The organism is Arthrobacter sp. D1-29 (assembly GCF_054130585.1).
In genome coordinates this window covers 3,932,388-3,955,611 of record NZ_CP096383.1, presented here as the reverse complement: position 1 = coordinate 3,955,611, position 23,224 = coordinate 3,932,388, and the positions used below count along the sequence as shown (strand labels likewise).

Sequence of the window (23,224 nt, the reverse complement as noted above, 5' to 3'; positions counted from 1 at the left end):
CACCGGTTATGCGGGGCAGGGCCGTTCCTACTGTGGGGCCGGGTTCGACGGCGGCCCTTGCCTCGCCGCAGCTGCCCCACCATCATCGGAAGTGGGAGGGCACACCGTGGAACAGATCAACAGCAAACTCATCAACTGGGCCTCGATCCTGGATGACAAGACGCGTGAGCAGGCCCTGGCAACATCCCGGCTGCCGTTCATCTACCCGCACCTGGCGCTGATGCCGGACGCGCACCTGGGCAAGGGCGCCACCGTGGGGTCCGTGATTCCCACCGAACGTGCCATCATCCCGGCCGCCGTGGGGGTGGACATCGGCTGCGGGATGATCGCCGTCCGGACCCAGTACTCGCTGAAGGACCTGCCGAAGGACAGGAAGCGGTTGCGGGAGAACATCGAACGCGCCATCCCTCTCTCCGCCGGACACAACAACCGCAAGGTCCAGGCAACTGCCGAACCCCGCGTTGCCCAACTGTCCAGGATGGCCGCCAAGGCCGGGTTCAGCCCTGCGCAGTATGTGGCCAACTGGGAGCTGCAGCTTGGCTCGCTGGGATCCGGAAACCACTTCATCGAGGTGTGCGCCGACGAAACCGACGGCGTCTGGCTGTTCCTGCACTCCGGCTCGCGGGGCGTGGGCAACAAGATCGCGCAGCACCATATCGGCGTCGCGCAGAACCTGACCCGGAAGAGGCAGATCACGCTTCCCGATCCGGACCTTGCCTACCTTGAGGAGGGCACGCCGCAGTTCAGCCGCTATATGGAGGAGCTGCGCTGGGCCCAGCATTTCGCCCTGCTGAACCGCGAGGAAATGATGGACCGCGTGATCACCCAGTTCAGCACCTGGGTGGGCGGGCCGGTGAAGGAGCAGGAGCGGATCAACTGCCACCACAACTTCACCCAGCAGGAAACGCACTATGGAAAAACCGTCTGGGTGTCGCGCAAGGGCGCCATCAAAGCCGAGCACGGCGATCCGGGACTGATTCCCGGTTCCATGGGGACGGCGTCGTACGTGGTGGAGGGCCTGGGCAATCCAGTGTCGCTGAACTCCTCACCGCACGGGGCTGGGCGCGAGTACTCACGTAACGCTGCCCGCAAAACGTTCTCGCTGGCGGAGCTGAAAACGGCCATGCACGGGATCGAATTCCGCGCTACGGAGGCCTTCATCGACGAAATCCCCGCGGCCTACAAACCCATCGACGTGGTGATGAGGGACGCGGCGGACCTCGTCACAATCCGGCATAAGCTCCGCCAGCTGGTCAACGTCAAGGGCAACTGACGCCACGCGGGATATGACGGGCCAAGTGCGGCGAATATGACGCTACATGAACGCGCGTGACCCCCCGTTTCCGCTTCATTGAACCGGGTTTACGTGACTCCCTATGGTGAACCAATGACTAGTTCCAAGCCCGGGATGATTCGCATCGTGGCAGGCGAAAGCGCGGTGCCCAAGCGCAAGCGTGCCATCGAGGCTGCCCTCGCCATCGGACTGGTCCTCCTGATCGCTGCAGGTGCCGTGGTGGCTTCCACAGTCTCCCGCAATGCCGCCGCTGCCTCCCCGCCGCCCACGCCGGCAGCCGAGCTCAAGCTGGGCTACTTCGGAAACCTGACCCACGCTCCCGCCCTGGTGGGCCTCAAGCAGGGCTTCCTGGCCAGGAACCTGGGCAGCACCAAACTCAGCACGGAGACCTTCAACGCCGGACCTGCCGCCATCGAAGCCCTGAACGCGGGCGCCATTGACGCTGCCTACATCGGCCCCAATCCGGCCATCAATTCCTTTGTCAAGAGCAAGGGTGAATCCGTGAGCATCATCGCCGGCGCCGCCGCCGGTGGTGCCCAGCTGGTGGTCCGGCCTGAGATCAACTCGGCGTCGGACCTCAAGGGCAAGACCCTCGCCTCCCCGCAGCTCGGCGGCACCCAGGACGTGGCGCTGCGCGCCTGGCTGGGCTCACAGGGCTACAAGACCAACGTGGACGGCAGCGGTGATGTCCTGATCAACCCCACCGAGAACGCCCAGACGCTCAAGCTGTTCCAGGACGGAAAGCTCGACGGCGCTTGGCTGCCTGAACCGTGGGCGTCCCGGCTGGTGCTCCAGGCCGGAGCCAAGGTCCTGGTGGACGAAAAGGACCTCTGGGACGGTTCGGCCTCCGGCAAGCCCGGCGAGTTTCCCACCACCATCCTGATCGTTAACAAGACGTTCGCGGCCGAGCACCCGGACACAGTGAAGGCCCTGCTGAAAGGCCATGCAGAATCGGTGGCATGGCTCAACGACGCCCCCGCCGCCGAGAAGTCCGCTGTCATCAACGCCGCGCTGCAGGAGTCGGCCGGAGCCGCGCTCCCGGCCGACGTCATCGAAAGGTCCTTGGGCAACATCGTGTTCACCGTGGATCCGCTGGCCGGAACCTACCCCAGGCTGCTCAAGGACGGCGTGGAGGCCGGCACCACCAAACAGGCGGACATCAAGGGCCTGTTCGACCTCAAAGCCTTGAACGAAGTGACCGGTGAGTCCATACCGGCCGCCGGCCTCGGGGACGACTAACCGCCGCTTTGCAGCATCAACCACCAACGTAAGGACGGGACCATGCCAGTCGTACTGGAAAACCTGGGCAAGCGCTTCGGCGACGGCGCCCCGGTGCTGGACGACGTCAACGCCAACATCGGGAAGGGCGAGTTCGTGGCCCTCCTCGGAGCCTCCGGCTGCGGCAAGTCCACCCTGCTGAACATCATGGCGGGACTGGAGGTCCCGACGTCGGGCGCTCTTGAAGTGCCCAGCGACGGCGCGGCCTTTATGTTCCAGGACGCCGCCCTCTTCCCCTGGCTGACGGCCCGGGAGAACATCGAGCTGGCGCTGAGGCTGCGCGGCGTGGGCAAGGCAGACCGGCGCGTCAAAGCGCAGGAACTCCTGGAGCTGGTGCACCTCGGTACTGCCGGTGACAAGCGGCCGCACGAGCTGTCCGGCGGCATGCGGCAGCGCGTGTCCCTGGCCCGTTCCCTGGCGCAGGACCGGCAGCTGCTGCTTATGGACGAGCCGTTCGCGGCCCTGGACGCCATCACCCGCGACCTCCTCCACGACGAGCTGGAGCGCATCTGGAAGGAAACCGGGCGCACCATCGTTTTTGTCACCCACAACGTCCGCGAGGCCGTCCGGCTGGGCCAGCGCGTGCTGCTGCTGTCCTCCCGTCCGGGCCGCGTGGTCCAGGAATGGGCCGTGACCGAGGAACACCGAACCGACGCCGGGCTTGCCGGACAGCTGACCGGGGTCATCACAGCCCGGCTGCGGGAGGAGATTCGCCGCCATGCCAAGTAACCCCACTCCGCTCGCTGAATCCGTCTCTTCGGAACCAACAGCACCTGCAGAACCGAACGAAACCCGGCACATCACCGCGGCCCTGACCCGGTCCTCCACCGGCTCTGAGGACCTGCGCGAGCTGGAATCCGGCCTTGACTCCCTCCAATCCGACGCCGCCCGCAAGGCTCGGATCGACTGGAGCCGGGTGCTCCTGCCGATCGCCGCCCTGGTGGTGCTGATCCTCGTCTGGCAGTTCTACGTGTCGCTCGGCGTCAAGCGGCGGGACCTCGTTCCCGGTCCGCTTGATGTGCTGGGGCAGGTTGGCGTGCTATGGGGTGAGGGGAAGCTGCAGGAGGCTGTCTGGACCTCACTTCAGCGCGGCCTCGTCGGCTTCCTGATCAGTGTCGCCGTCGCCACGCCGGTGGGGCTGCTGTTGTCCCAGGTGGCTCCGCTGCGGCGCGCGTTCGGGCCGCTGATTTCCGGACTGCAGGTACTGCCGTCCGTGGCGTGGGTGCCGGCCGCCATCATCTGGTTTGGCCTGACGGATGCCACCGTGTACTTCGTGGTGCTGATGGGTGCCATCCCGTCCATCATCAACGGCCTGATTTCCGGTGTGGACCAGATCCCGCCGCAGTACCGCCGCGTGGGCACAGTCCTGGGCGCATCACGGCTCCAGATGGCACTGCAGATTATCCTTCCCGCGGCGCTGCCCGGCTACCTGGGCGGGCTCAAGCAGGGCTGGGCGTTCTCCTGGCGCTCGCTCATGGCCGCTGAAATCATCGCTGTGGGCGGGACCATCGGCTTCGGCCTGGGCTCGCTGCTGGACCAGGGCCGCCTGCTGTCCGACATGACCGTGGTGATGTCCGCGATCCTGCTGATCCTCGCGGTCGGCATCCTGATCGAACTGCTGGTCTTCGCGCCGATCGAGAAGCGCCTGCTCCGGAGCCGCGGCCTGCTCTCGGGCAGCACCCGCTAACCCAGGCTTCCCAAAACTGAAGGTCAGGAGCCCGACGGCGACTCCCGCCGTCGGGCTCTGCTGTATTCCCCGCCCCATTTGCGTAAGTTTTAGCCGCGCAGCACTCCCCAAGGCCTGGAAATTCGCGGAAACCGGGCACGGACGCGCCTAAAAGTGACGCATTTTGGGCTGCTGCGTCGGCAGAGGCGACTACTGGCGCCCGCGTTCCGGGAGGTATACCTTCAGTCATACCCGGGTCCCCCGAGCCGGGATGGCGCTTGGTGTGAGGTGAACGCATGGAACGTGCGGCGGGAGCAGACGGTGGTGTTCTGGCAGGCATCGGTTCAACGCCGCTGATCGAACTGGGAAAAGTGGTGCCGCCGGGGTCTGCCAGGGTGCTCGCGAAGCTCGAATTCGCCAACCCGACGGGGAGCATGAAGGACCGCATGGCGCTGGCAGCGATAGCGGGAGCCGAAGCACGCGGTGAGATCACCCCCGGCGACACTGTCGTCGAGTACACGGCAGGGACTACAGGCATCTCCCTCGCCTTGGTCTGTGCGGCTAAAGGTTACCGGCTCCACGTCGTATTTTCGGATGCGTTCAGCGATGAGAAACGCCGGACAATGGAGGCCCTCGGGGCAGTTGTTGAGGACGTCCCCAGCGACCACGGACGGATTACGGAGCAACTCATCAAAGCGATGATTGCCAGGGCCGGAGAACTGAGCGTTCAACCAAGTCACTGGGCGTGCGACCAACTCAACAACAAGGACGCTGTCACTGGCTATCTGGCGCTCGGAGATGAAATCTGGCAGCAATCGCACGGCCGGGTGGACGCCCTGGTCCAGTCCGTCGGCACAGCCCACTCCATTCACGGCGCTGCCCGTGCCCTGCGGCAGCACCTGCCCGGGCTGAGCGTCATCGCCGTCGAGCCGGCCGAGTCTTCCGTACTTTCCGGAGGCCCTACTGGCTCCCACCGGATAGAAGGCATCGGGATCGGGTTTATACCGCCACTCTGGGAACCGGAGGCCGTGGATGCCATAGAACTGGTGTCCTCCGAGGACGCGATGGCGATGAGCCGCCGTCTCGCCCGGGAGGAAGGCATCTTCGCCGGCACCTCCTCAGGAGGAAATGTTGTTGCCGCCCTGCGTGTAGCCGAGCAGCTTGGCCCGGACGCGACTGTCGTCACCATCATGGTTGACTCCGGGTTCCGGTACCTCAGCACTGGGCTGTACGGATAGGCGGGCCGTCCTGGGATCTGAAGACTGGCGCCATGGCCGTCAAGTCCTTGCCCCGCAACCGTCGTGGGGCACTTTGACACGGACACGCCGGGTTTTCAGCAGCTCCAGGGTCTGATCCACGCCAAAGTGCCCCACGACGGCGGCCAGCCACCCGGCCCCGTGCTGCCAACCCTAAGTTACGCCGGGTTACCTTACGTGAACTGGTGTTTCCGCCGCCGTTGTTGGGGAATGTGACGCGGCCCTATCGTCGATCTATGGCAATTCAGGATATTTACCCCACAGCACTGCGGCTGCTCGGCCGCCCCGTGCTGGTGGTGGGTGGCGGACCCGTGGCTGCGCGCCGCGCCAAGGGCCTGCTCGACGCCGGTGCACGGGTCACCGTCGTGGCGCCCGTTGCCTCCGCTGCGCTCCGTGAACTCGCCGACGCCGGCCTGCTCGCCTGGGAGCCGCGCACCTATCGCACGGAAGACGTCGACGGCGTCTGGTTCGTCCAGACCGCCACCGGCGATTCCGCCGTGGACACCCAGGTTTCGAAGGACGCCGAGGCGCAGCGCATCTGGTGCGTCAACGCCTCCGATCATGAAGCCTCCGCCGCCTGGACTCCCGCCGTTGCCGTGGTGGACGATGTCAAGATCGCCATCAACGCCGGGGGAGACCCGCGCCGGGCCATGGCATTGCGCGACGCCGTTGCTACCGCCCTGGAAACCGGCGACCTCCCGCTGCGCCGCCGCCGCGTTTCGAAGAACACGGCGTCTGCCGGCTCCGTGGCCCTCGTGGGTGGCGGCCCTGGCGATACCGGCCTCATCACTGTCCGTGGCCGCCGGCTCCTGGGCCAGGCCGACGTCGTGGTGGCAGACCGCCTCGGCCCCCGCGAACTCCTCAACGAACTTGCCCCCGACGTCCGTGTCATCGAGGTGGGCAAGACCCCAGGGAATCATCCGGTGCCGCAGTCCGAGATCAACAGGATCCTCATAGACGAAGCACTCAAAGGCAACCGCGTAGTCCGGCTGAAGGGCGGCGATCCCTACGTCCTGGGCCGCGGGGGCGAGGAAGCCGAATACTGCCGGCAGCATGGTGTCGAGGTTGAAGTGGTTTCCGGCGTCACATCCGCGATCTCAGTTCCCGCCGCCGCAGGCATCCCCGTGACCCACCGCGGCCTGGCCAAGGGCTTCAGCGTGGTCACAGGACACGAGGAACTTTCCGAGGTCCCGGCCCGGGCGGATCACACCATCGTCCTGCTGATGGGCGTGGGCCAGCTGCGCGAATCTGCGGCCGCCCTCCGCGCAGCCGGTTTGCCTCAGGACACTCCAGTTGGCATCGTTGAGAACGGCTATCTGCCCAATCAGCGCGTGACGATCGGCACGCTCGGTTCCATCGCCGACCAGGCGGAAGCCACCGGCGTAGCAAATCCGGCGGTGATCGTCATTGGTGACGTGGTGCGCGTGAGCCCGTTCGCGCCGTCGCACTTCAAAACCGCAGACTATGGCACCACCACCCCGAACAAGCCCCGAGTCCTCACCACCTAGCCCACCAACCCAACTGACTCGCAGATAACGCACTGAAAACCTCGTTTGAGAGCGTTATCTGCGAGTTAGTTGGGCCGGATCGAACAAAAGGAACACAGCCGTGTCATCAAGCACCACCGTAGGCTCTGCCGATCGTCCGCTGCGCGTCGCCGTCGTGGGCTCCGGCCCGGCAGGGGTCTACGCCGCGGACATCCTCACCAAGAGCGAGGCCGTCAAGAGCGGCGAGCTGACCGTGAGCATCGACCTCTTCGACCGCTACCCGGCACCCTACGGCCTGATCCGCTACGGCGTTGCCCCGGACCACCCGCGCATCAAGGGCATCGTTAACGCCCTGCACAAGGTCCTGGACCGTGGCGACATCCGCTTCTTCGGCAACGTGGACTACGGCACCGACCTCTCCATCGAGGACCTGCGCACCCACTACGACGCCGTCATCTTCGCCACCGGGGCCATCAAGGACGCGGACCTGAACATTCCGGGCATCGAGCTGGACGGCTCCTTCGGCGGCGCGGACTTTGTCTCCTGGTACGACGGACACCCGGACGTTTCCCGCGAATGGCCGCTGGACGCCAAGGAAATCGCCGTGATCGGCAACGGCAACGTGGCGCTGGACGTGGCCCGCGTCCTCTCCAAGCACGCCGATGACCTGCTGGTCTCCGAAATCCCGGACAACGTCTACGCCGGCTTGAAGGCCTCCCCGGTCACCGATGTGCACGTCTTCGGCCGCCGCGGCCCCGCTCAGGTGAAGTTCACCCCGCTGGAGCTGCGCGAGCTGTCCCACTCCAAGGACGTGGACATCATCCTGTACGCCGAGGACTTCGAGTTCGACGAGGAGTCGGACCGCCTGATCCAGAGCAACAACCAGGTCAAGACCATGGTGGGCACGCTCACCAACTGGATCGCCGAGCAGCCCGAGGACCTCTCCGAGCTCACCGCATCCCGCCGCCTGCACCTGCACTTCCTGCACAGCCCGGTGGAAATCTACGACGACGCCGAGACGCCGGGCAAGGTGGCCGGCATGAAGTTCGAGCGCACCGAGCTGGACGGCACCGGCAACGCCCGTGGCACCGGCGAGTTTGTGGACTACCCGGTCCAGGCCGTCTACCGCGCCATCGGCTACTTCGGTTCCGCGCTGCCGGAGATCGAGTTCGACCACAAGAAGGGCGTAGTGCCGAACGACGGCGGACGCGTCCTGGACGCCGCCGGCACCCACGTGCCGGGCATCTACGCCACCGGCTGGATCAAGCGCGGCCCGGTGGGCCTGATCGGTCACACCAAGGGCGACGCCTTGGAGACCGTGACATACCTGCTGGAGGACCGGGAAAACCTGCCGGTCGCCGCCGTTCCTGAAGCGGACGCGATCGTCGATCTCCTGGATTCCCGCGATGTGAAGTTCACCAGCTGGGAAGGCTGGCTGGCCCTGGACGCCCACGAGCTCGCCCTGGGCGCTGCAGCCACCGAAGCCGGCGGATCGCATGGCGTTGAGGTCAAGCGTGAGCGCATCAAGGTGGTGCCGCGCGAGGACATGGTTGCCATCTCCCGCGACGGTGTGGCCGCCCAGGTCTGACGGCTGGTCGGTTCCTCCCACTGAAGGGCGCGAACTGGCAGCACATGACCGCAAACCACACGTTTGAGGTCATCTGCTGCCAGTTCGCGCCTCCTTTTAAGTCCGCGTACGTTTTAACCCGGCCCGGCTAACTCCCAGCTCCGCCCGCAGCCATCAGTTCGAGCCGGTTGAGTGTTTCGCGGTTACGGGCACGGATCAGGGCATCCCGCAATGGCTTCGGCACGAACCTCCCGGGGCCCCGGACAGCGTCTTCGGCCATGGTCACGCGGCACTGCATTCCCTGGTCCTCGATGGTGATGAGCACTCGGGCCTCGCCCGCCGGCCATACACGCGCCACCAGCTCCAGCGAACGTCCTGGATCCACACTGGCCACACTTGTGCTGTCGTTGATCACCAGCGGCCAGGCGCCCACGGAATGGTGGAGCCTGGATCCTTCGTCCGGCCATTGTGCGTCGACGGCACGAATCCGCGACGCACCCACCACCCAGCCCGAGTAAAGCCAGCCGTCTGCGATGACTTTCCACACTTCCTCCGCCGGGGAGTTGAAGACCTTGTTCACTGTTGCCATGGGCTTCCTTTCGGTCGGGGCGGAGGACTCCCCCGTATAGGATGAATTACGGGGAGAACGAGGGGAGGGTTGCTGAGCCGCCCGGTACGAGCGCTCCCGCAGCCGCCGGGTCCACGGGTACGTCCCCGCGTCCGGCAGCGGATGTTCCACGGGATTGAAGCGGAGCGGAGTATCGGTGGCGACTGGAGATTCCCGCAGCCGAAGTTCGCCGGCCCGGACCCACTGCCCGGCGGGCTTGGCGAAGTGCAGTTCCAGGACCCAATCCCCGGCTGACCCGTCCGGCAGTTGCCGTGTCCGCAGGCCCAGAAGCACGGGACCGTACCGCCCCTGGTATGGCATGAGGGTGGTAAACGCGGCGCCGGAAACACTGCGCCTGGGTATAAGGGCAAACCGGGCGGGAAACCTCCAGCCGGTGGACGCGAACAAGACGTCCGCGGCCTCGCCGGATGGGTTGATCCGTAGTGCCAGGCCCAGGATGTCAGGGAACGACGGCGGCAATCCCACCGACCGTGAGAAACGCGCCTTAACCGGTTCAACACCGGGTGAATCGAGCCAGTCGAGGCCGCTCACGTCCCGCCCGCCGCCGTGCCTGATCAGCTCACCGTCAAGGCTGACGCCGTGGGGATGGATGGGCCTGTCGGGTCGGACCACCTTGATGGCCCGGAACAAGCCGGCGAACGTCCACCCGGCCAGTTCTGTAGCGGGCGCTCCGGGATCCGGCCCGCGGGTGTTGAGTCCCTCAGCTCTCATCGGAACCACCTCCTACATCCTGCCGAAGCGTGCCCGGACCAGCGCGAAAATGCCGTAGCAAATGAAGCCTGCGCCAATCGCCACCAGGAGGGAAGGGCCGAAGGGGTGTTCCCGGAGTGCCTTCAGGCTGCCGTCCAGTCCGGTGGCTTCGTCCGGATTCTGCTTTCCGCCCGCGATGACAAAGAGCAGCCCGGTCAGGGTCAGGGCGATACCTTTGGCCACGTGGCCCGTGAGCCCCAGCGCATCGATGAGCTTGCCGCGGCGGGAGCCGTCGAAATGGAAGAGCTCGTCCTTGAAGCCGCGGCGCAACCCCTTCGCCACAAAATAGATCCCCACTCCCATGATGGTCAGCCCCAGGGCTATCAGGACCCACACCCCGAAGGGGGCTCCCAGGAGTGCAGCGCTGAAGTCACGGGTAACTCGGCTGGAATCAGCGCGCAGCCCCACGGCGAAGCCGGCAAAGCTCAGGCCCACGCTGCCGTACGCCAACGCCAGGAACCCGGACGAGACCACTTTGGCCAGGCGTTCCTTCCGTGGCAGGTGCCGGGCGCGGAGCGTGGCCTCGCTCAGTTGCCAGAGCGCCAGCCCCGTACAGGCGATCAGGCAGGACCACATCACGGCGGGGCCCCAGGGGTTGGCAGCCAGTTGTTCAATGGCGCCGGTCGCTTCGGCCTCGCCGGGCTGCCCGAAGGCAACAGCGATGGCTATGGCGCCAACAATCACATGCAGCAGGGCCACCACGGCGAAGCCGGAACGCGCCACGACATCCAGCGCCTTGGCGTTTGATGCCTCCTCGACAGCGTCGGCCGCGTCGCTCATGGTGGAGTCCCCGTCTGACATGGCTATCCGTTCATGGGGCCTTCGGCGTGCAGCTTCTCGGCTCCCGGTCCTTCCACTGTGACGGTGCAGCGGACCACCAGGCTGTTGGGGGCTGTATCAACCTCCACCAGTGTTTCGCGGGCATTCAGGATGGTGAAGGCCTCGGAACCGGCCAGGACTGTGAAACCCCTGGCCTCTGCCGTCCGCCGCGCGTTCTCGAACGCTTCATGCTGAAGCTTCTCAAGATATCCGCTCTCAGCCTCACGGGCGGCGTCGCCGAATGCCCACCCGAACAGGGTTCCCTTGTTCTCCATGGCTGCGATATTACGCGTGTGCGGCTGCATTAAAACGGGCTTTCGTAACATTAGTAAGTGTGCTTACCATAGGCTACACCATGACCTTGATGGGACACGGCAAGTGAAGACCCGCAGAAGCGGCATCTCGTAACCAGCTCAACGTTAGGAAGCGCATCATGGCAGGAAATCTCATTGCACGGACAGTCCACGATCTCACGGCTGCGGCCTGGTTCGGCGGATCATTGATGGGTGCCATCGGACTGAATGGTGCAGCAGCGGAAGCCAGGGATCCTTCGGAGCGGACCCGGCTCTCCAGCGCGGGCTGGATGAAGTGGGCGCCGATCCAGACGGCAGCCTTCGCCTCGCATCTTGTGGCTGACCTGGCCATCGCCTGGGAGAACAAGGACCGCATCGCCAAGCAGGAAGGCGTTGCCCGGGACACCGCCATCAAGACTGCCGTGACGGTGGCCGGAGCGGCCGTAACTCTCTACGCGGGCATCCTGGGCAAGAAGGTGGAGAAGCTCGCGGACCAAGGGGCGCTGGGCGCAACCGAGCCTACGCCTGAAGCTTCCGAGGAACTCAAAACCGCACAGGAGCAGCTGAAGATGCTGCAGTGGGCTGTTCCGGTGTTCGCAGGCCTGGTGGTCTTCCTGGGCGCCAAGCACGGCGAGATGCAGCGGCCCAAGAACGTGTTCGCGGGCCTGCGCTCCTAGCCACCAGGTTGGAATTTTTGTCCAGATAAGGAGACAAAAACGTCCATCAACTCGCCGCATCTGGACAAAAACTCTGGGTGTGGCGGGGATAGGCAGTAACGCCCGACGGCGGTCCGGCACCTGGGCTTTTTAAGTCGCCAGAGTGCCGGGCCGCCGTCGTCCGTGCAGCAGTTAATCCCTACGGAAGAGTCCCACCGATTTGTCGGGCCTAGGTTGGCTGGCTGTTGGCCGGCGGCAGGTCTGGATTCATCGGCTCAAGCTTGGGGTCCTCGGCAGTCCAGACCTGGATGATTGCCCAGGCCACGGCGGCCAGCGGAACGGAGAGTACGGCGCCGACGATGCCCGCCAGGATGGTGCCTGCTGTCAATGCCATCAGGATCACCAGGGCATGGAGCTGAAGTGATTTGCCCATCACGATTGGCTGCAGGAGGTCGCCCTCCAGTTGGTTCACGGCAATCACCACCGCCACCACAATCAGGGCCACCACCGGGCCGTTGGCCACCAGGGCCACCAGGGCGGCCAGGATGCCGGCCACGGTGGCGCCCACCAGCGGGATAAAGGCTGTCATAAACACGATGATGGCCAGCGCGAACGCGAGGGGAACCTGGAGGATAAACAGCGCCGCGCCGATGGCCACGGCGTCCACGAGGGCCACCACGGCGGTTCCCCGGACATACCCGCCCAGGACTTCCAAAGTCCGGCTGCCCACCCGGCGCAGTTTCGCTTCCCGCTGCCCGCTGAAGGGCCGCAGGAAGAAGCTCCAGATCTTGGCCCCGTCCTTGAGGAAAAAGAACAGGAAGATAATCATCAGGCCCGTTCCGGCAAGGAACTCCGTCACCACGGAGAGCCCGGTGATGGCGCCGGAACGGAACTGGCTGCTGGTGGCGAACTGGATAATTCCTTCGCGCGCCTGGTTCAGCTGCTCCTGGTCCACGGGTATGGGGCCGGTCAGCAGGAATTGCTCCAGCTCGTCCAGCCCGGAGGAAGCCTGCTGCACCAGTTCGCCCCACTGGCTCCGGACGGAAAAATAGATCACCGTGGAGACGCCCGCCAGCAGGAGGAGCAGCGCCACAAAAGCCAGGCCGGTGGCTGCTCCGCCCGGCAGGCCCCGGCGGCGGAGCGTGTTCACAAAGGGGCCGATCGCCGCGGCGAGGATCAGTGCAATCAGGACGGGGATGACCAGGAGCTTGACCTGCATCAGGGCGTAGACCGAGGCCACCGCCACGCCGAGGATCAGTAGGATCTGGGCGGACCGGATACCCACACGCCCCAGGCCGTCGGACCACAGGGCACGGGGCGGCTTTCGTTCGGCGTGCCGTTTTTCTGCTGCGGCGTTCTGGGCTTGTTCAGGTTCGGGGGCGCGTTCATGCTCGGACAGGTCTGTTGCTCGGGCCATGGGGGCTCCTCGTCATCGGCCGGCACCGCACTTGGTGGCCAGGAAATAAACTGCCTAGTCAGATAGTAAGCCTACTTACTGGCGAGAGTATTGATGAAGCTCATCGCCGCCGCGAGATCTGCTGTACTGATTTCCTGAAGGGTAGAAATTCATTCATAAGCCTGCTTACCTTAGCAACATAGGTTCGGTTCATGATGGGAGATCCGTGATGGCAATCTGCGATACCTGCGGGAACGACTACGACAAGACCTTCACTGTCACCAGGGGAGGGCAGACCGGAACGTTTGACAGCTTTGAGTGTGCGGTTCACGCGATGGCCCCGGTTTGCGGGCATTGCGGCTGCCGCATCCTGGGACACGGCGTGGAAACAGAGCAGGGTATGTACTGCTGTGCGCACTGCGCCCGGGGATCAGGGGAGCATGGCGTGTCCGACCGGTCGGACTAAGGATTCAAGCCTCGAATCCCGCTGGTCATGATGCCGCTCCTTCGGGCGGAGTCTTGTTTGCGGGACTCCAGGGCGCCATCGTCCTGGTGAACCAGGCGGCCGCCTGCCGGGCAACCTCCTCGAGCGTGCCGCGTTCCTCGAAAAGGTGTGTGGCTCCCGGAACAATGGAAAGCTCGTGTTCGACGGCCAGCAGGGCTGCTGCCTGCCGGTTCAGCTCTATCACTTCCTGGTCCAGTTCTCCCACCAACAGCAGGACGGGCGCCCGCACCGCGTCCAGATGCTGCCGGGCCAGGTCCGGCCGGCCTCCCCGGGAAACCACGGACCGGACTTTGCCGGGACGGTTGGCGGCGGCAGCCAGGGCTGCGGCCGCTCCGGTGCTTGCCCCGAACAGGCCGATCGGCAGGTTGCCTGTCTCCGGCCGTCCGGCAACGTCGTCGATGGCCGCCGTGAGCCGTCCGGTCAGCAGGCCGATGTCGAAGCGCAGTGCAGCATCCTGGGCGTCTTTGCGTTCCTCGGGGGCGGTCAGGAGGTCAAAAAGCAACGTCCCCAATCCCTCGGAGTGCAGGGCAGCCGCCACTTTCAGGTTCCGCGGACTGTGACGGCTGCTTCCGCTGCCATGGGCGAACACAACGACGCCGGTGCCATGCGGAGGGATGGTCAGGTCGCCATCGAGGTCCACACTTCCAGAGCTGACCCTGATCTGGCTGCTGCTCATTCAAACGCCATGTTTCCGGAATCCGATCCGTGCGGCGTCAGTATTGCCCCTGATCGGAATGCAGCAGGTCGGCCCAGTCATCAGGCAACTGGTCAAGGACGTGGAGATATTCGGCGCCGACGGCTTCGCGCAGCCCTGCCGTAACGGCGCGGGCATGCCTGCGGGCCACCTGGGGCGTGCAGCCTTCTCCCTCTTCCTCGGCCACCCGGCGGTAGAACTCCTCCAGGCCGAAGCGTTCAACGTCAGGTTGCTGGGTCAGGCGCTCGCCCAGCTCCGGCGGAAGTTGGGCCGCCAGGTCCTTGGCTTCGGTAGAGAGCCGCTGCCCGAGCACCGTGAGCGTGGCCTTGACGGCCTTTTCAGCGTGACCATAGGAATCGATCCCGGCAGAGGAACGGACGGCGGAAATGATCTCATCGGCTTTCATGGTGGGTTCCTCCCATTCTTCGTTGAACAGCTGGATGGTGTTAAACGGCTGGAGGCATGACTCGCTTCCAGGGAGACGAGGTGCCGGCTGCCTGGACGGCCAACCACGATGTTGCCTCAGGATCACCGTCAGCTCGGGGGTTTTAAGCTAATCATGCTTACTATTCCCCGACAAGACACTGGGCAATGCCGGGGCGCAGAGGGCCGGAGCTAGGCCCGGATCCATTCCGCGCACCAGTTCAGGTTCCGGTTGACGCTGGCCACGGCGGCGTCGGGATCGTGTGCCTCGATGGCGTCCACCAGCTCACCGTGGCCTGCGTGTGGAATCCCGTCGAACCCCGCCCTGGCTGGCTGTTTGAGCAGGTCCTGGTGGAAGACGCCGCCGAAACTGACATACAGCTCGTGCAGCAGGGGGTTCCCGGATGACTGGGCCACCCGCTCGTGGAAGGCCCAGTCGGCCCGGGCCCACGCGGCATAGTCGGCAGCATGCCAGGCGTGGTCGCGGTCGGCGAGGAGCGCGCGCAAGGCGGTGACGTCGTCGGGCGTTGCATTCTTCGCCGCGAGCCGCGCCGCCTGGGTATCCAGGCCAGCCCTGACTTCCAGGATGTGCTCACCGGTGTGGTCCTGGTACATCCGGCGGGCGGCGCCGTACATCTCATTGGTGGCACGGACGTATGTGCCGTCGCCCCGCCGCACCTCCAGCATTCCACTGTGAGCCAGGGCCTTGACGGCCTCCCGGAGCGTCCCGCGGGAGACGCCAAGCCGTGCCATCAGCTCGGGCTCCGGCGGGATCCGCTGTTGCAGGGGCCATTCGCCTGTCTGGATCATGGCCCGCAGTTTGGCGGTGATCTCTTCCGCGAGGGGCTGCCGGTGCGAGGTGCTGAGGGTCATTCTGGGCCTACTTCTTCTTTGAGGTGTTGCCGGCGGAAGGGCTGCCCGTGAGCAGGTGGGCCACCACGATCTGGACCAGGGCGAGGACCAGCAGCAGGGAAAGCGGCAGGATCCAGCCACCGGTGGCACTGTGGAGGAGCCCGGCGCCAAAGGGCCCCACCGTGGCCAACAGGTAACCCGTGGACTGGGCCAGAGTGGAAAGCGCCGTAGTTTCCGCCGTGTTCGTGCCGCTGCGGCTGATCATCACCATGACCAGGGGAAAGATGCCCAGGCCGAATCCCAGCAGGACGGCAGGGATAACGGCCAGGCCCACCGGGAGGAACAGCAGCGCGGCAACACCCAGAGCCATGGTCACAGAGACGAGGTAAAACGCGGGCCGCTGCATCCGGCGGCGGGAACCAATGGCAATCAGCAACATGCCGGCCGGCACCGAAACCAGCTGCATCAGCCCGTACATCAGGCCGCTGTCCGAGGCGCTGAGCCCCATGGTGGTCAGCATGTACGGGAACCAGCTCAGCAGGGCGTACGCCAGCAGGGCCTGGACGGTAAAGATGGCGGTCAGCAGCAGGCCCTTGCGGGTCCTCAGCAACGGCCAGGGCGAGATGCCGCCGGTGGTGGTGCGAACACTGTTGCGGTGCGCGTGCAGGGCAACGGGCAGGAAACCCAGGAACGCGGCGATGGCCATGATTCCGATGGCGCCCACAGCCGCGGACGGCGAACCGAGGGCCTGGGCCAGCGGGACCACCACCACTGCTGTGGCTGTGGCACCGGTGGTCATGGTAACCGTGTACAGCCCGGTCATCAGGGAGGTGCGTCCGGCGAAATGCTCGCGGATGAAGGACGGCATGGCCACATTGCAGACGGCCAGGCCGGACATTCCCAGGACGGTGCCAACCACCAGCATGCCGGTGGCCGGAATGCCCCGCAGCAGCAGCCCCGCCGCCAGCATCCCCAGCGACAGCAGGATTGACTTTTCGACGCCTAGCCTTCCGCTAAGCCATGAAGTCGCCGCGCCGGCCACCGCAAAACAGAGGGTGGGAATGGACGGAATGATCGCCGCCACCAGCGGCCCGTAGCCTAGGACCAGCTGCAGATCGTGCAGCAGGGCCGATGCTCCGGTGATCCCGGCCCGCAGGTTAAGGCCGATCAGCACCAGCGCAATGACGGAAAGTACGACGGCGGTGCGGGGCTTGGGCAGGGCGGTATCCGCTGCGGGGGGAGCTGGAGAGATGGCGGCCATCCGTTAAGGTTAGACGTTAGACGTTTGATGTCTAGGGTTTTGTGTCCAACCTCTCCCATCGCTCACCCTGCGGCATAGACTCGGGGCCAGAGCATGTTGGCCAGCCGGGCTTCTCCGGTCCGACGTTAAGCCAAGCGGAAGGATGTCGTTGATGGCCCTGCAGGGTGTGGAAATCGAGAAGAAGTACGAGGTGGGCGACGAGGCCGTGGTGCCCCCGCTGGCCGGCCTCCCCGGCGTGGCCCGCGTGGGCGACCCGCACGTGGCCACTCTGGAAGCTGTCTATTTCGACACGGAGAGCTACGTCCTGGCTTCCCGGCGCATCACCCTGCGGCGGCGGACCGGTGGGGCCGACGCCGGCTGGCACCTGAAGCTTCCGCCGGAGACCCCCGGCTCCGCTGGTTCCGTTTCCGGCGGTTCGGATTCTGGCGGTTCGGGGGCCGGTTCGGGGGCCGGTTCCGGGTCTGATGCCGGTCCGGTACCCCAGCAGCGCCGCGAGCTGCACGCCCCGCTGGGCCAGCCCGACGTCGTTCCTGACACACTCCTCGCGCACCTGCAGGCTTACCTGCGTGGCGCGGAGCTGGTGCCGGTTGCCAGGCTGGAAACGCTGCGAACCACCCATGCCCTCTACGACGCCGACGGCGTGCACCTGGCCGACCTGGCCGACGACAAAGTGCACGCCCAGCCCCTGCTCACGAGGAAGCCGGCAGGAGGGGACTCCGAAGGGGGCTCGGGAGGAGAGGCGCAGGCAGGGTACCGGAGCCAACACTGGCGCGAATGGGAACTGGAACTTGTCCACGGCAGCGCGGACATTTTCCCGGCCGCCGAAGAAGTCCTGGCCGCCGCGGGAGCGCGCCCGGCAGGGCACGCGTCCAAGCTGGGCCGGACGCTTCAGGAGGCAATCCGCGAAACCGGCGGCCCGGAACCACAGGGTAAAGAGCCGCAGGGGATAGAACCCCAGGGTACGGAACCAGAGGCCTCAGAGCCGCCCGGCAAGAAGAGCCCGGCGTCCGCCGTCGTGACTGCTTACCTCGGCGCGCAGATCCGCGAAATCCTTGCCCACGATCCCGGTGTCAGGCTGGAGGAGCCGGAGGCGGTGCACAACCTGAGGGCTGCAGCGCGCAGGGCGCGCTCCGCGCTGGCTGCCTACCGCCGGCACTACAGTGCGGTGGCCGTGCGGCGGCTGCAGGAAGAGCTCAAGTGGCTCGGCCGGACACTGGGCGTGCCGCGGGACGCCGAAGTGATGCTGGAGCGGCTGAGGGGTCACCTTGCGGAATTGCCCGAGGGCCCGGCCGCAACGGCGGTCAAGGACCGGGTGGAGCAGGAGCTCGGTGGAACGTTCGACGACGGATACCGAAAAGTGATGGAAGTGCTTGCCTCGGAGCGCTACTTCCGGCTGCTCGATGATCTTGAAGCCTTCCGGGACCGTCCTCCTCTGCGGCCGGAGGGGTCGGTTTCAGGCCGCAAGGCGGGCGTCAAGCTCGTGGCCAAGGCGGTCAAACGGCTCGGGCGATCGCAGAAGGCGGCCAAGCGTTCCCGGCGGGGAGCGCAGCATGAAAGCGCCCTGCATCGGGTCCGTAAGGACGCCAAACGGCTTCGGCACGTGGCAGAGTCGGTGCGCCCGGTCAGCGGCAAGCGTGCTGCCAAAGTCGCCAAGGCCGCGCACCGGCAGCAGAAAATTCTGGGCGAGTTCCGCGACAGCATCCTGGCCCGGGACCTGCTGGGCAAGCTGGGTGGAGTCCCGGATCTTCCCGAAGCCGTGGCCTCGCTCTTCGTCGAGCTCCGCACCCGGCAGGTGCAGCTCGCGGCCGACGCCGAATCAAAGTACCGGAAGGCCCGGAAGAAGTCGCAGAAGCGGCTCAAGGCCGGCGTGCACTAGCCCGGCCCAAGCGCGGGCTACTTCCCCTGGCGCGCCCCCAGTTTGGCGACCGCCAAGGCAAGCCACAACTGCACGCGGTCGGCTGTGACGGCAGGGTCGTAGCCGGTGAGCTCGGTGATCTGGGCGAGGCGGTAGCGGACGGTGTTGCGGTGCAGGGTCAGGGCTTCGGCGACGGCGGCAACCGAGCCGTTGTTGTTCAGGTAGCTTTCCAACGTGGCCATCAGTTCCGCGCTGTGGGCGGTATCGAACGCGCGGAGCGGATTCAGGGATTCGTTGGCCATGTCGGCCAGCGGAACGTCCTCGCTCGCCAGCAGTAGAGAGGTGAGGCTCAGCCGTTCCGGTTCGTTGACGGGCAGCCCATGGCTCGCCGCGTCCCGGGCCTCGAAGTAACTCCACCGGAGGCCGTTCGGTTTGGTGTACGCCCCGCCGATGCCCGTGGTTGCGTGGATCCCGGCCTCGGCCAGATGGTCGCTGAGCTTCCGGGCGAGCGCAGCCGCGCCGCTGCCGTCGTCGTTGACAACAAGCACCAGGTCCTTCCCGACGACGGCTGTCACCACATTCTCCAGCTGCTGCGGCACGGAGGTGCTCACCAGCGCTTTGTGGTGGGCGGCGGAAACCGCCAGCAACACCACGTTCTTACGGGTGCTGTTGACGCCGATGCCCGCGAGCCGGCGCTGGGCCTCGCTGGTTTCCAAGGCGCCGTGGATGACGTCCTCCAGCACCTGCCCGCACAGGGCCCGCTGTGCCTGGCGCTGCTTGACCATGTTGTTCAGCTCCACGCTGATGAGGTTCTGCGCGTAGCCGATGATGCCCGAGTCCTCAAAGGGCTGCCTGACCCAAAGCGTGCAGGCGTCCCGCCGCCCCGTGGGGATGGGGAAGGACCCCCACGTGTCAGCGGAGGGGTTGCTCTTGCTGCTGTTGTACAGCTGTGCCGTGAACTGGGTGAGGGCGATATCGGTCCGCAGCATGCCGCCCAGGTGCTTCAGCAGTTCGGAGAGTCCGCCGCCGGTGAGGAGCGCGCGGGCCAGGACCTGGTGCCCGGCAATCAGCCGCTCCAGTTTGGCGTAGTGGTCCGCAGACTGGGCGTCGGCCACCAGCTTGCCGATGGCGATGAACGGTGTCTCGTAGGGCACCTCCACCATCGGCAGCCCCCACCGGTTGGCCTCGGCAACCATGGCCGACGGGACGACGTCGTGCGAGAGGCCAATGCCGAACCCGATGCCCACAGCCCCGGCGCGCTGGACCTGGCGGACAAAGCGCCGCTGTTCCGGGGCTGACCGCAGGCGCAGCCCCGTGGTGAGCACCAGTTCGCCGCCGTTGATGAAGCGCTGGGGGTCTTCCAGTTCGGTGACCGCCACCCAGTTGATGTCCTGGTGCCACGTGGTCTCGGCGGTGCCTGCTTTGGTCAGGTTCAGGGAGTTCACACCCAGGAGGGCAGAAAGGGAAATGGCCATCTCCCAAGGATAGTCCGGTGCTGGGCAACCGCACTAAAGTATTCACCCAAAGGTGTGCAGGTGGCTATTCCATGCCAAATGGCGCTGGCATAGGCTCAAGGCAGTCGCATCCATTGGCTTCGCGGCCGATGGTCCCTAAGAAAGAGGTTGCACACCGTGGTTCAAACCTTGCAGAACTTCATTAACGGTGAGTTCGTCACACCCGCCGGCAGCGGCCTGCTGGACATCGTCAATCCCACCAACGGTGAGATCGTGGCGCAGTCGCCCATCTCCGGGCAGGCCGATGTTGATGCTGCCATGTCCGCCGCCAAGGATGCCTTCCGGACCTGGAAGCACGTCACTCCGGGCCAGCGCCAGCTGATGCTGCTCAAGCTCGCCAACGCCGTTGAGGCCAACAGCGACGAACTGGTGGAGGCGCAGCACCGCAACACCGGCCAGGTGCGCTCACTCATCGCGTCCGAGGAAGTGGCGGCCGGCGCCGATCAGCTTCGCTTCTTCGCCGGCGCCGCCCGCATTCTTGAAGGCAAGTCCGCCGGGGAATACTTTGAGGGCCACACCTCCTACGTCCGCCGTGAACCCATTGGTGTGGTGGCCCAGGTGGCCCCGTGGAACTACCCCTTCCTGATGGCTATCTGGAAGATCGGCCCCGCTCTCGCCGCGGGGAACACCGTGGTCCTCAAGCCGTCGGACACCACCCCCGAATCCACCCTGGTCTTGGCGCGCCTGGCAGGGGAAATCTTTCCCGCCGGCGTGCTGAACGTTGTGCTGGGCACGGGCGAAACCGGCGCCATGATGGTGGAGCACAAGGTTCCGGGCCTGGTATCCATCACCGGTTCTGTCCGGGCCGGTATCGCCGTCGCGTCCGGTGCTGCCAAGGGCCTCAAGCGCGCCCACCTGGAACTCGGCGGCAAGGCGCCCGCCATCGTGTTCAAGGACGCGGACATCAAGAAGAGCGCGGCGGCCATCGCGGAGTTCGCCTTCTTCAACGCCGGTCAGGACTGCACGGCCATCACGCGCGTGCTGGTGGAGGACTCAGTCCACGACGACGTTGTGGCGGCCATGGTGGAACACACCAAGACCCTGCACACCGGTTCGCAGAACGACGAGGACAACTACTTCGGCCCGCTGAACAACGTGAACCACTTCAACCAGGTGAGTTCCGTCGTCGAGCACCTGCCTGATAACTGCAGGATCGAAATTGGCGGCCACCGTGCGGGGGAGAAGGGCTTCTTCTTCGAGCCCACCATCGTCACCGGCGCGAAGCAGACGGATGACATCGTCCAGAAGGAAACGTTCGGCCCGGTCATCACGGTGCAGAAGTTCAGCACCGAGGAAGAGGCAGTGGAGCTCGCGAACGACGTCGACTACGCCCTGGCCTCCAGCGTCTGGACCAGCAACCACGGCACGGCCATGCGCCTCAGCCGCGACCTGGACTTCGGTGCCGTCTGGATCAACACGCACATCCTCCTCACCGCCGAAATGCCCCACGGCGGCTTCAAGCAGTCCGGCTACGGCAAGGATCTGTCCATGTACGGGGTTGAGGACTACACGCGGATCAAGCACGTGATGTCCGCACTTGATGCATAACGCAGCCGCATAATCCCCACCGGCACCCTAACCTCGCTCCGCTTCGGCCAGGGAACCCTGCCGGCGTGGCCCCCCCTTCAGTAAAGAAAGGCTTCCCCATGACCACCACCGCAAGCGAAATCACCTACCGCCTTGAGCAGAAGCGCCGCGTCCATGCGGACTTCCCGGGGCCCAAGTCCGTGGCCTTGACCGAACGCCGCAAGGCAGTGGTCGCTGCCGGCGTCGCCTCCGCAGTCCCTGTTTACGTTTCGGACGCCGACGGCGGCATCATTCACGACGTCGACGGCAACTCCTTTGTTGACCTCGGCTCGGGCATCGCGGTGACCAGCGTCGGGGCGTCCGATCCCGCCGTCGTCGGGGCCGTGAAGGAGGCCGTTGAGCACTTCACCCACACCTGTTTTATGGTCACGCCGTACGAAAGCTACGTCGCGCTCGCAGAGCAGCTCAACCGCCTGACTCCGGGCGACCACGAGAAGCGCACCGTGCTGTTCAACTCCGGCGCGGAGGCAGTTGAGAACGCCGTTAAGGTGGCCCGCCTGGCTACCGGCCGGGACGCCGTCGTCGCCTTTGACCACGCCTACCACGGCCGCACCAACTTGACCATGGCACTCACCGCCAAGGCCATGCCGTACAAAACCAACTTTGGCCCCCTCGCGCCCGAGGTCTATCGCATGCCCATGAGCTACCCGTACCGCGAGGAGAACCCCTCCATCACGGGTGCCGAGGCCGCCAAGCGCGCCATCACCATGATCGAGAAGCAGATCGGCGGCGACCAGGTTGCTGCGATCATCATCGAGCCGATCCAGGGCGAAGGCGGGTTCATCGTTCCGGCCGAGGGCTTCCTGCCGGCGCTGGCCGAATGGGCAAAGGAGAAGGGCGTCGTCTTCATCGCCGACGAGGTCCAGTCCGGCTTCTGCCGCACCGGCGAATGGTTCGCCGTCAACCACGAAGGCGTGGTGCCGGACATCATCACCATGGCCAAGGGCATCGCCGGCGGCATGCCGCTGTCTGCCATCACCGGCCGCGCCGACCTGCTCGACGCCGTCCACCCGGGCGGCCTGGGCGGCACCTACGGCGGCAATCCGGTTGCCTGCGCGGCCGCACTTGCCGCCATCGGTTCCATGGAGGAGTACGACCTTGCTGGCCGGGCCCGCCACATCGAATCCCTTGCCACAGCACGGCTGCGCGGATTGCAGGATGACCTTGCCGGTTCCGGCGCCGCCGTCATAGGCGACATCCGCGGACGCGGGGCCATGCTGGCGATCGAGCTGGTCCAGGCAGGATCGAAGGAACCCAACCCGGAGCTGACCAAGGCCGTGGCTGCCGCCTGCCTCAAGGAGGGTGTCATCATCCTGACCTGCGGCACGTATGGCAACGTCATCCGCCTGCTTCCGCCGCTGGTCATCACGGACGAACTCCTGAACGACGGCCTGGACGTCCTGGCCGCCGCCATCAAGGCCCACGCGTAACCACCACTTTTCG

20 protein-coding genes are annotated in these 23,224 nt (G+C 65.7%); 11 read left to right on the top strand and 9 right to left on the bottom strand.

The features are described from left to right. Positions 1 to 106 precede the first annotated feature (106 nt). The 7 genes from M1E17_RS17880 (at position 107) to M1E17_RS17850 (ending at position 8,569) form a co-directional block, all read left to right on the top strand. On the top strand, positions 107 to 1,273 hold the full coding sequence (locus tag M1E17_RS17880) for an RtcB family protein (RefSeq protein WP_457963275.1): 1,167 nt from the start codon (positions 107 to 109) through the stop codon (positions 1,271 to 1,273). Between the two features lie 135 nt (positions 1,274 to 1,408). Then, positions 1,409 to 2,533 carry an ABC transporter substrate-binding protein gene (locus M1E17_RS17875; protein ID WP_457967816.1) on the top strand — a complete coding sequence of 375 codons (1,125 nt, stop codon included), beginning with the start codon at positions 1,409 to 1,411 and terminating at the stop codon, positions 2,531 to 2,533. Between the two features lie 42 nt (positions 2,534 to 2,575). After that, positions 2,576 to 3,301 carry an ABC transporter ATP-binding protein gene (locus M1E17_RS17870; protein ID WP_457963274.1) on the top strand — a complete coding sequence of 242 codons (726 nt, stop codon included), beginning with the start codon at positions 2,576 to 2,578 and terminating at the stop codon, positions 3,299 to 3,301. Continuing rightward, entirely contained in the window at positions 3,291 to 4,259 is a 969-nt protein-coding gene (locus M1E17_RS17865; RefSeq protein WP_457963273.1) for an ABC transporter permease, read from the top strand. The genes M1E17_RS17870 and M1E17_RS17865 overlap by 11 nt, the downstream gene beginning before the upstream one ends. A gap of 275 nt (positions 4,260 to 4,534) precedes the next feature. Beyond that, on the top strand, positions 4,535 to 5,476 hold the full coding sequence (locus tag M1E17_RS17860) for a PLP-dependent cysteine synthase family protein (RefSeq protein WP_457963272.1): 942 nt from the start codon (positions 4,535 to 4,537) through the stop codon (positions 5,474 to 5,476). A gap of 254 nt (positions 5,477 to 5,730) precedes the next feature. Continuing rightward, positions 5,731 to 7,002: a uroporphyrinogen-III C-methyltransferase gene (gene cobA / locus M1E17_RS17855; RefSeq protein ID WP_457963271.1), complete on the top strand. Its 1,272-nt coding sequence runs from the start codon at positions 5,731 to 5,733 to the stop codon at positions 7,000 to 7,002. 100 nt (positions 7,003 to 7,102) lie between these two features. Beyond that, positions 7,103 to 8,569: an FAD-dependent oxidoreductase gene (locus M1E17_RS17850; protein WP_457963270.1), complete on the top strand. Its 1,467-nt coding sequence runs from the start codon at positions 7,103 to 7,105 to the stop codon at positions 8,567 to 8,569. A 127-nt stretch (positions 8,570 to 8,696) separates the two neighbouring features. On the opposite strand, the gene M1E17_RS17845 is transcribed toward M1E17_RS17850, so the two are convergent. Genes M1E17_RS17845 through M1E17_RS17835 form a run of 3 tightly spaced genes read right to left on the bottom strand, consistent with a single transcriptional unit; the run spans position 8,697 to position 11,020 of the window. Further along, positions 8,697 to 9,887 (bottom strand): SRPBCC family protein, encoded by a 1,191-nt coding sequence (locus M1E17_RS17845; RefSeq protein WP_457963269.1) that lies wholly within the window; start codon positions 9,885 to 9,887, stop codon positions 8,697 to 8,699. Between the two features lie 12 nt (positions 9,888 to 9,899). Then, positions 9,900 to 10,727 carry a DUF1206 domain-containing protein gene (locus tag M1E17_RS17840; protein ID WP_457963268.1) on the bottom strand — a complete coding sequence of 276 codons (828 nt, stop codon included), beginning with the start codon at positions 10,725 to 10,727 and terminating at the stop codon, positions 9,900 to 9,902. Between the two features lie 2 nt (positions 10,728 to 10,729). After that, positions 10,730 to 11,020 (bottom strand): hypothetical protein, encoded by a 291-nt coding sequence (locus M1E17_RS17835; protein WP_457963267.1) that lies wholly within the window; start codon positions 11,018 to 11,020, stop codon positions 10,730 to 10,732. Positions 11,021 to 11,178: 158 nt separating this feature from the next. On the opposite strand from M1E17_RS17835, the gene M1E17_RS17830 reads away from it, so the two are divergent. Then, positions 11,179 to 11,715, top strand: a complete 537-nt coding sequence (locus M1E17_RS17830; protein WP_457963266.1) for a hypothetical protein — start codon at positions 11,179 to 11,181, stop codon at positions 11,713 to 11,715. A 208-nt stretch (positions 11,716 to 11,923) separates the two neighbouring features. On the opposite strand, the gene M1E17_RS17825 is transcribed toward M1E17_RS17830, so the two are convergent. The 5 genes from M1E17_RS17825 to M1E17_RS17805 all read right to left on the bottom strand — a co-directional run bounded on the left by M1E17_RS17825 (position 11,924) and on the right by M1E17_RS17805 (position 16,825). Then, entirely contained in the window at positions 11,924 to 13,111 is a 1,188-nt protein-coding gene (locus tag M1E17_RS17825; protein WP_457963265.1) for an AI-2E family transporter, read from the bottom strand. A gap of 470 nt (positions 13,112 to 13,581) precedes the next feature. After that, positions 13,582 to 14,271, bottom strand: coding sequence for a dienelactone hydrolase family protein (locus M1E17_RS17820; RefSeq protein WP_457963264.1), 690 nt, complete (start codon positions 14,269 to 14,271; stop codon positions 13,582 to 13,584). A gap of 37 nt (positions 14,272 to 14,308) precedes the next feature. Beyond that, positions 14,309 to 14,695 (bottom strand): DUF2267 domain-containing protein, encoded by a 387-nt coding sequence (locus M1E17_RS17815; protein ID WP_457963263.1) that lies wholly within the window; start codon positions 14,693 to 14,695, stop codon positions 14,309 to 14,311. Between the two features lie 209 nt (positions 14,696 to 14,904). Continuing rightward, entirely contained in the window at positions 14,905 to 15,585 is a 681-nt protein-coding gene (locus M1E17_RS17810) for a FadR/GntR family transcriptional regulator (RefSeq protein ID WP_457963262.1), read from the bottom strand. A gap of 7 nt (positions 15,586 to 15,592) precedes the next feature. Then, positions 15,593 to 16,825, bottom strand: coding sequence for an MFS transporter (locus tag M1E17_RS17805; protein ID WP_457963261.1), 1,233 nt, complete (start codon positions 16,823 to 16,825; stop codon positions 15,593 to 15,595). Positions 16,826 to 16,976: 151 nt separating this feature from the next. Here M1E17_RS17805 and M1E17_RS17800 point away from each other — a divergent pair, with 151 nt between their 5' ends. Further along, entirely contained in the window at positions 16,977 to 18,701 is a 1,725-nt protein-coding gene (locus M1E17_RS17800; RefSeq protein WP_457963260.1) for a CYTH and CHAD domain-containing protein, read from the top strand. Positions 18,702 to 18,718: 17 nt separating this feature from the next. Here M1E17_RS17800 and M1E17_RS17795 read toward each other — a convergent pair whose 3' ends face one another. After that, positions 18,719 to 20,155 carry a PucR family transcriptional regulator gene (locus M1E17_RS17795; protein ID WP_457963259.1) on the bottom strand — a complete coding sequence of 479 codons (1,437 nt, stop codon included), beginning with the start codon at positions 20,153 to 20,155 and terminating at the stop codon, positions 18,719 to 18,721. Between the two features lie 156 nt (positions 20,156 to 20,311). Between M1E17_RS17795 and M1E17_RS17790 the strand changes: the two genes are divergently transcribed. Then, on the top strand, positions 20,312 to 21,742 hold the full coding sequence (locus M1E17_RS17790) for a gamma-aminobutyraldehyde dehydrogenase (RefSeq protein WP_457963258.1): 1,431 nt from the start codon (positions 20,312 to 20,314) through the stop codon (positions 21,740 to 21,742). Between the two features lie 98 nt (positions 21,743 to 21,840). Next, positions 21,841 to 23,211, top strand: a complete 1,371-nt coding sequence (gene gabT / locus M1E17_RS17785; RefSeq protein ID WP_457963257.1) for a 4-aminobutyrate--2-oxoglutarate transaminase — start codon at positions 21,841 to 21,843, stop codon at positions 23,209 to 23,211. Positions 23,212 to 23,224 lie beyond the last annotated feature (13 nt).

Excerpts from the sequence above, each read along its gene's own strand:
- M1E17_RS17875 (WP_457967816.1), top strand. The coding sequence starts at position 1,409 with ATGATTCGCATCGTGGCAGGCGAAAGCGCGGTGCCCAAGCGCAAGCGT.
- M1E17_RS17870 (WP_457963274.1), top strand. The coding sequence starts at position 2,576 with ATGCCAGTCGTACTGGAAAACCTGGGCAAGCGCTTCGGCGACGGCGCC.
- M1E17_RS17865 (WP_457963273.1), top strand. The coding sequence starts at position 3,291 with ATGCCAAGTAACCCCACTCCGCTCGCTGAATCCGTCTCTTCGGAACCA.
- M1E17_RS17860 (WP_457963272.1), top strand. The coding sequence starts at position 4,535 with ATGGAACGTGCGGCGGGAGCAGACGGTGGTGTTCTGGCAGGCATCGGT.
- cobA (WP_457963271.1), top strand. The coding sequence starts at position 5,731 with ATGGCAATTCAGGATATTTACCCCACAGCACTGCGGCTGCTCGGCCGC.
- M1E17_RS17845 (WP_457963269.1), bottom strand. The coding sequence starts at position 9,887 with ATGAGAGCTGAGGGACTCAACACCCGCGGGCCGGATCCCGGAGCGCCC.
- M1E17_RS17840 (WP_457963268.1), bottom strand. The coding sequence starts at position 10,727 with ATGTCAGACGGGGACTCCACCATGAGCGACGCGGCCGACGCTGTCGAG.
- M1E17_RS17835 (WP_457963267.1), bottom strand. The coding sequence starts at position 11,020 with ATGGAGAACAAGGGAACCCTGTTCGGGTGGGCATTCGGCGACGCCGCC.
- M1E17_RS17830 (WP_457963266.1), top strand. The coding sequence starts at position 11,179 with ATGGCAGGAAATCTCATTGCACGGACAGTCCACGATCTCACGGCTGCG.
- M1E17_RS17825 (WP_457963265.1), bottom strand. The coding sequence starts at position 13,111 with ATGGCCCGAGCAACAGACCTGTCCGAGCATGAACGCGCCCCCGAACCT.
- M1E17_RS17820 (WP_457963264.1), bottom strand. The coding sequence starts at position 14,271 with ATGAGCAGCAGCCAGATCAGGGTCAGCTCTGGAAGTGTGGACCTCGAT.
- M1E17_RS17815 (WP_457963263.1), bottom strand. The coding sequence starts at position 14,695 with ATGAAAGCCGATGAGATCATTTCCGCCGTCCGTTCCTCTGCCGGGATC.
- M1E17_RS17810 (WP_457963262.1), bottom strand. The coding sequence starts at position 15,585 with ATGACCCTCAGCACCTCGCACCGGCAGCCCCTCGCGGAAGAGATCACC.
- M1E17_RS17805 (WP_457963261.1), bottom strand. The coding sequence starts at position 16,825 with ATGGCCGCCATCTCTCCAGCTCCCCCCGCAGCGGATACCGCCCTGCCC.
- M1E17_RS17800 (WP_457963260.1), top strand. The coding sequence starts at position 16,977 with ATGGCCCTGCAGGGTGTGGAAATCGAGAAGAAGTACGAGGTGGGCGAC.
- M1E17_RS17795 (WP_457963259.1), bottom strand. The coding sequence starts at position 20,155 with ATGGCCATTTCCCTTTCTGCCCTCCTGGGTGTGAACTCCCTGAACCTG.
- gabT (WP_457963257.1), top strand. The coding sequence starts at position 21,841 with ATGACCACCACCGCAAGCGAAATCACCTACCGCCTTGAGCAGAAGCGC.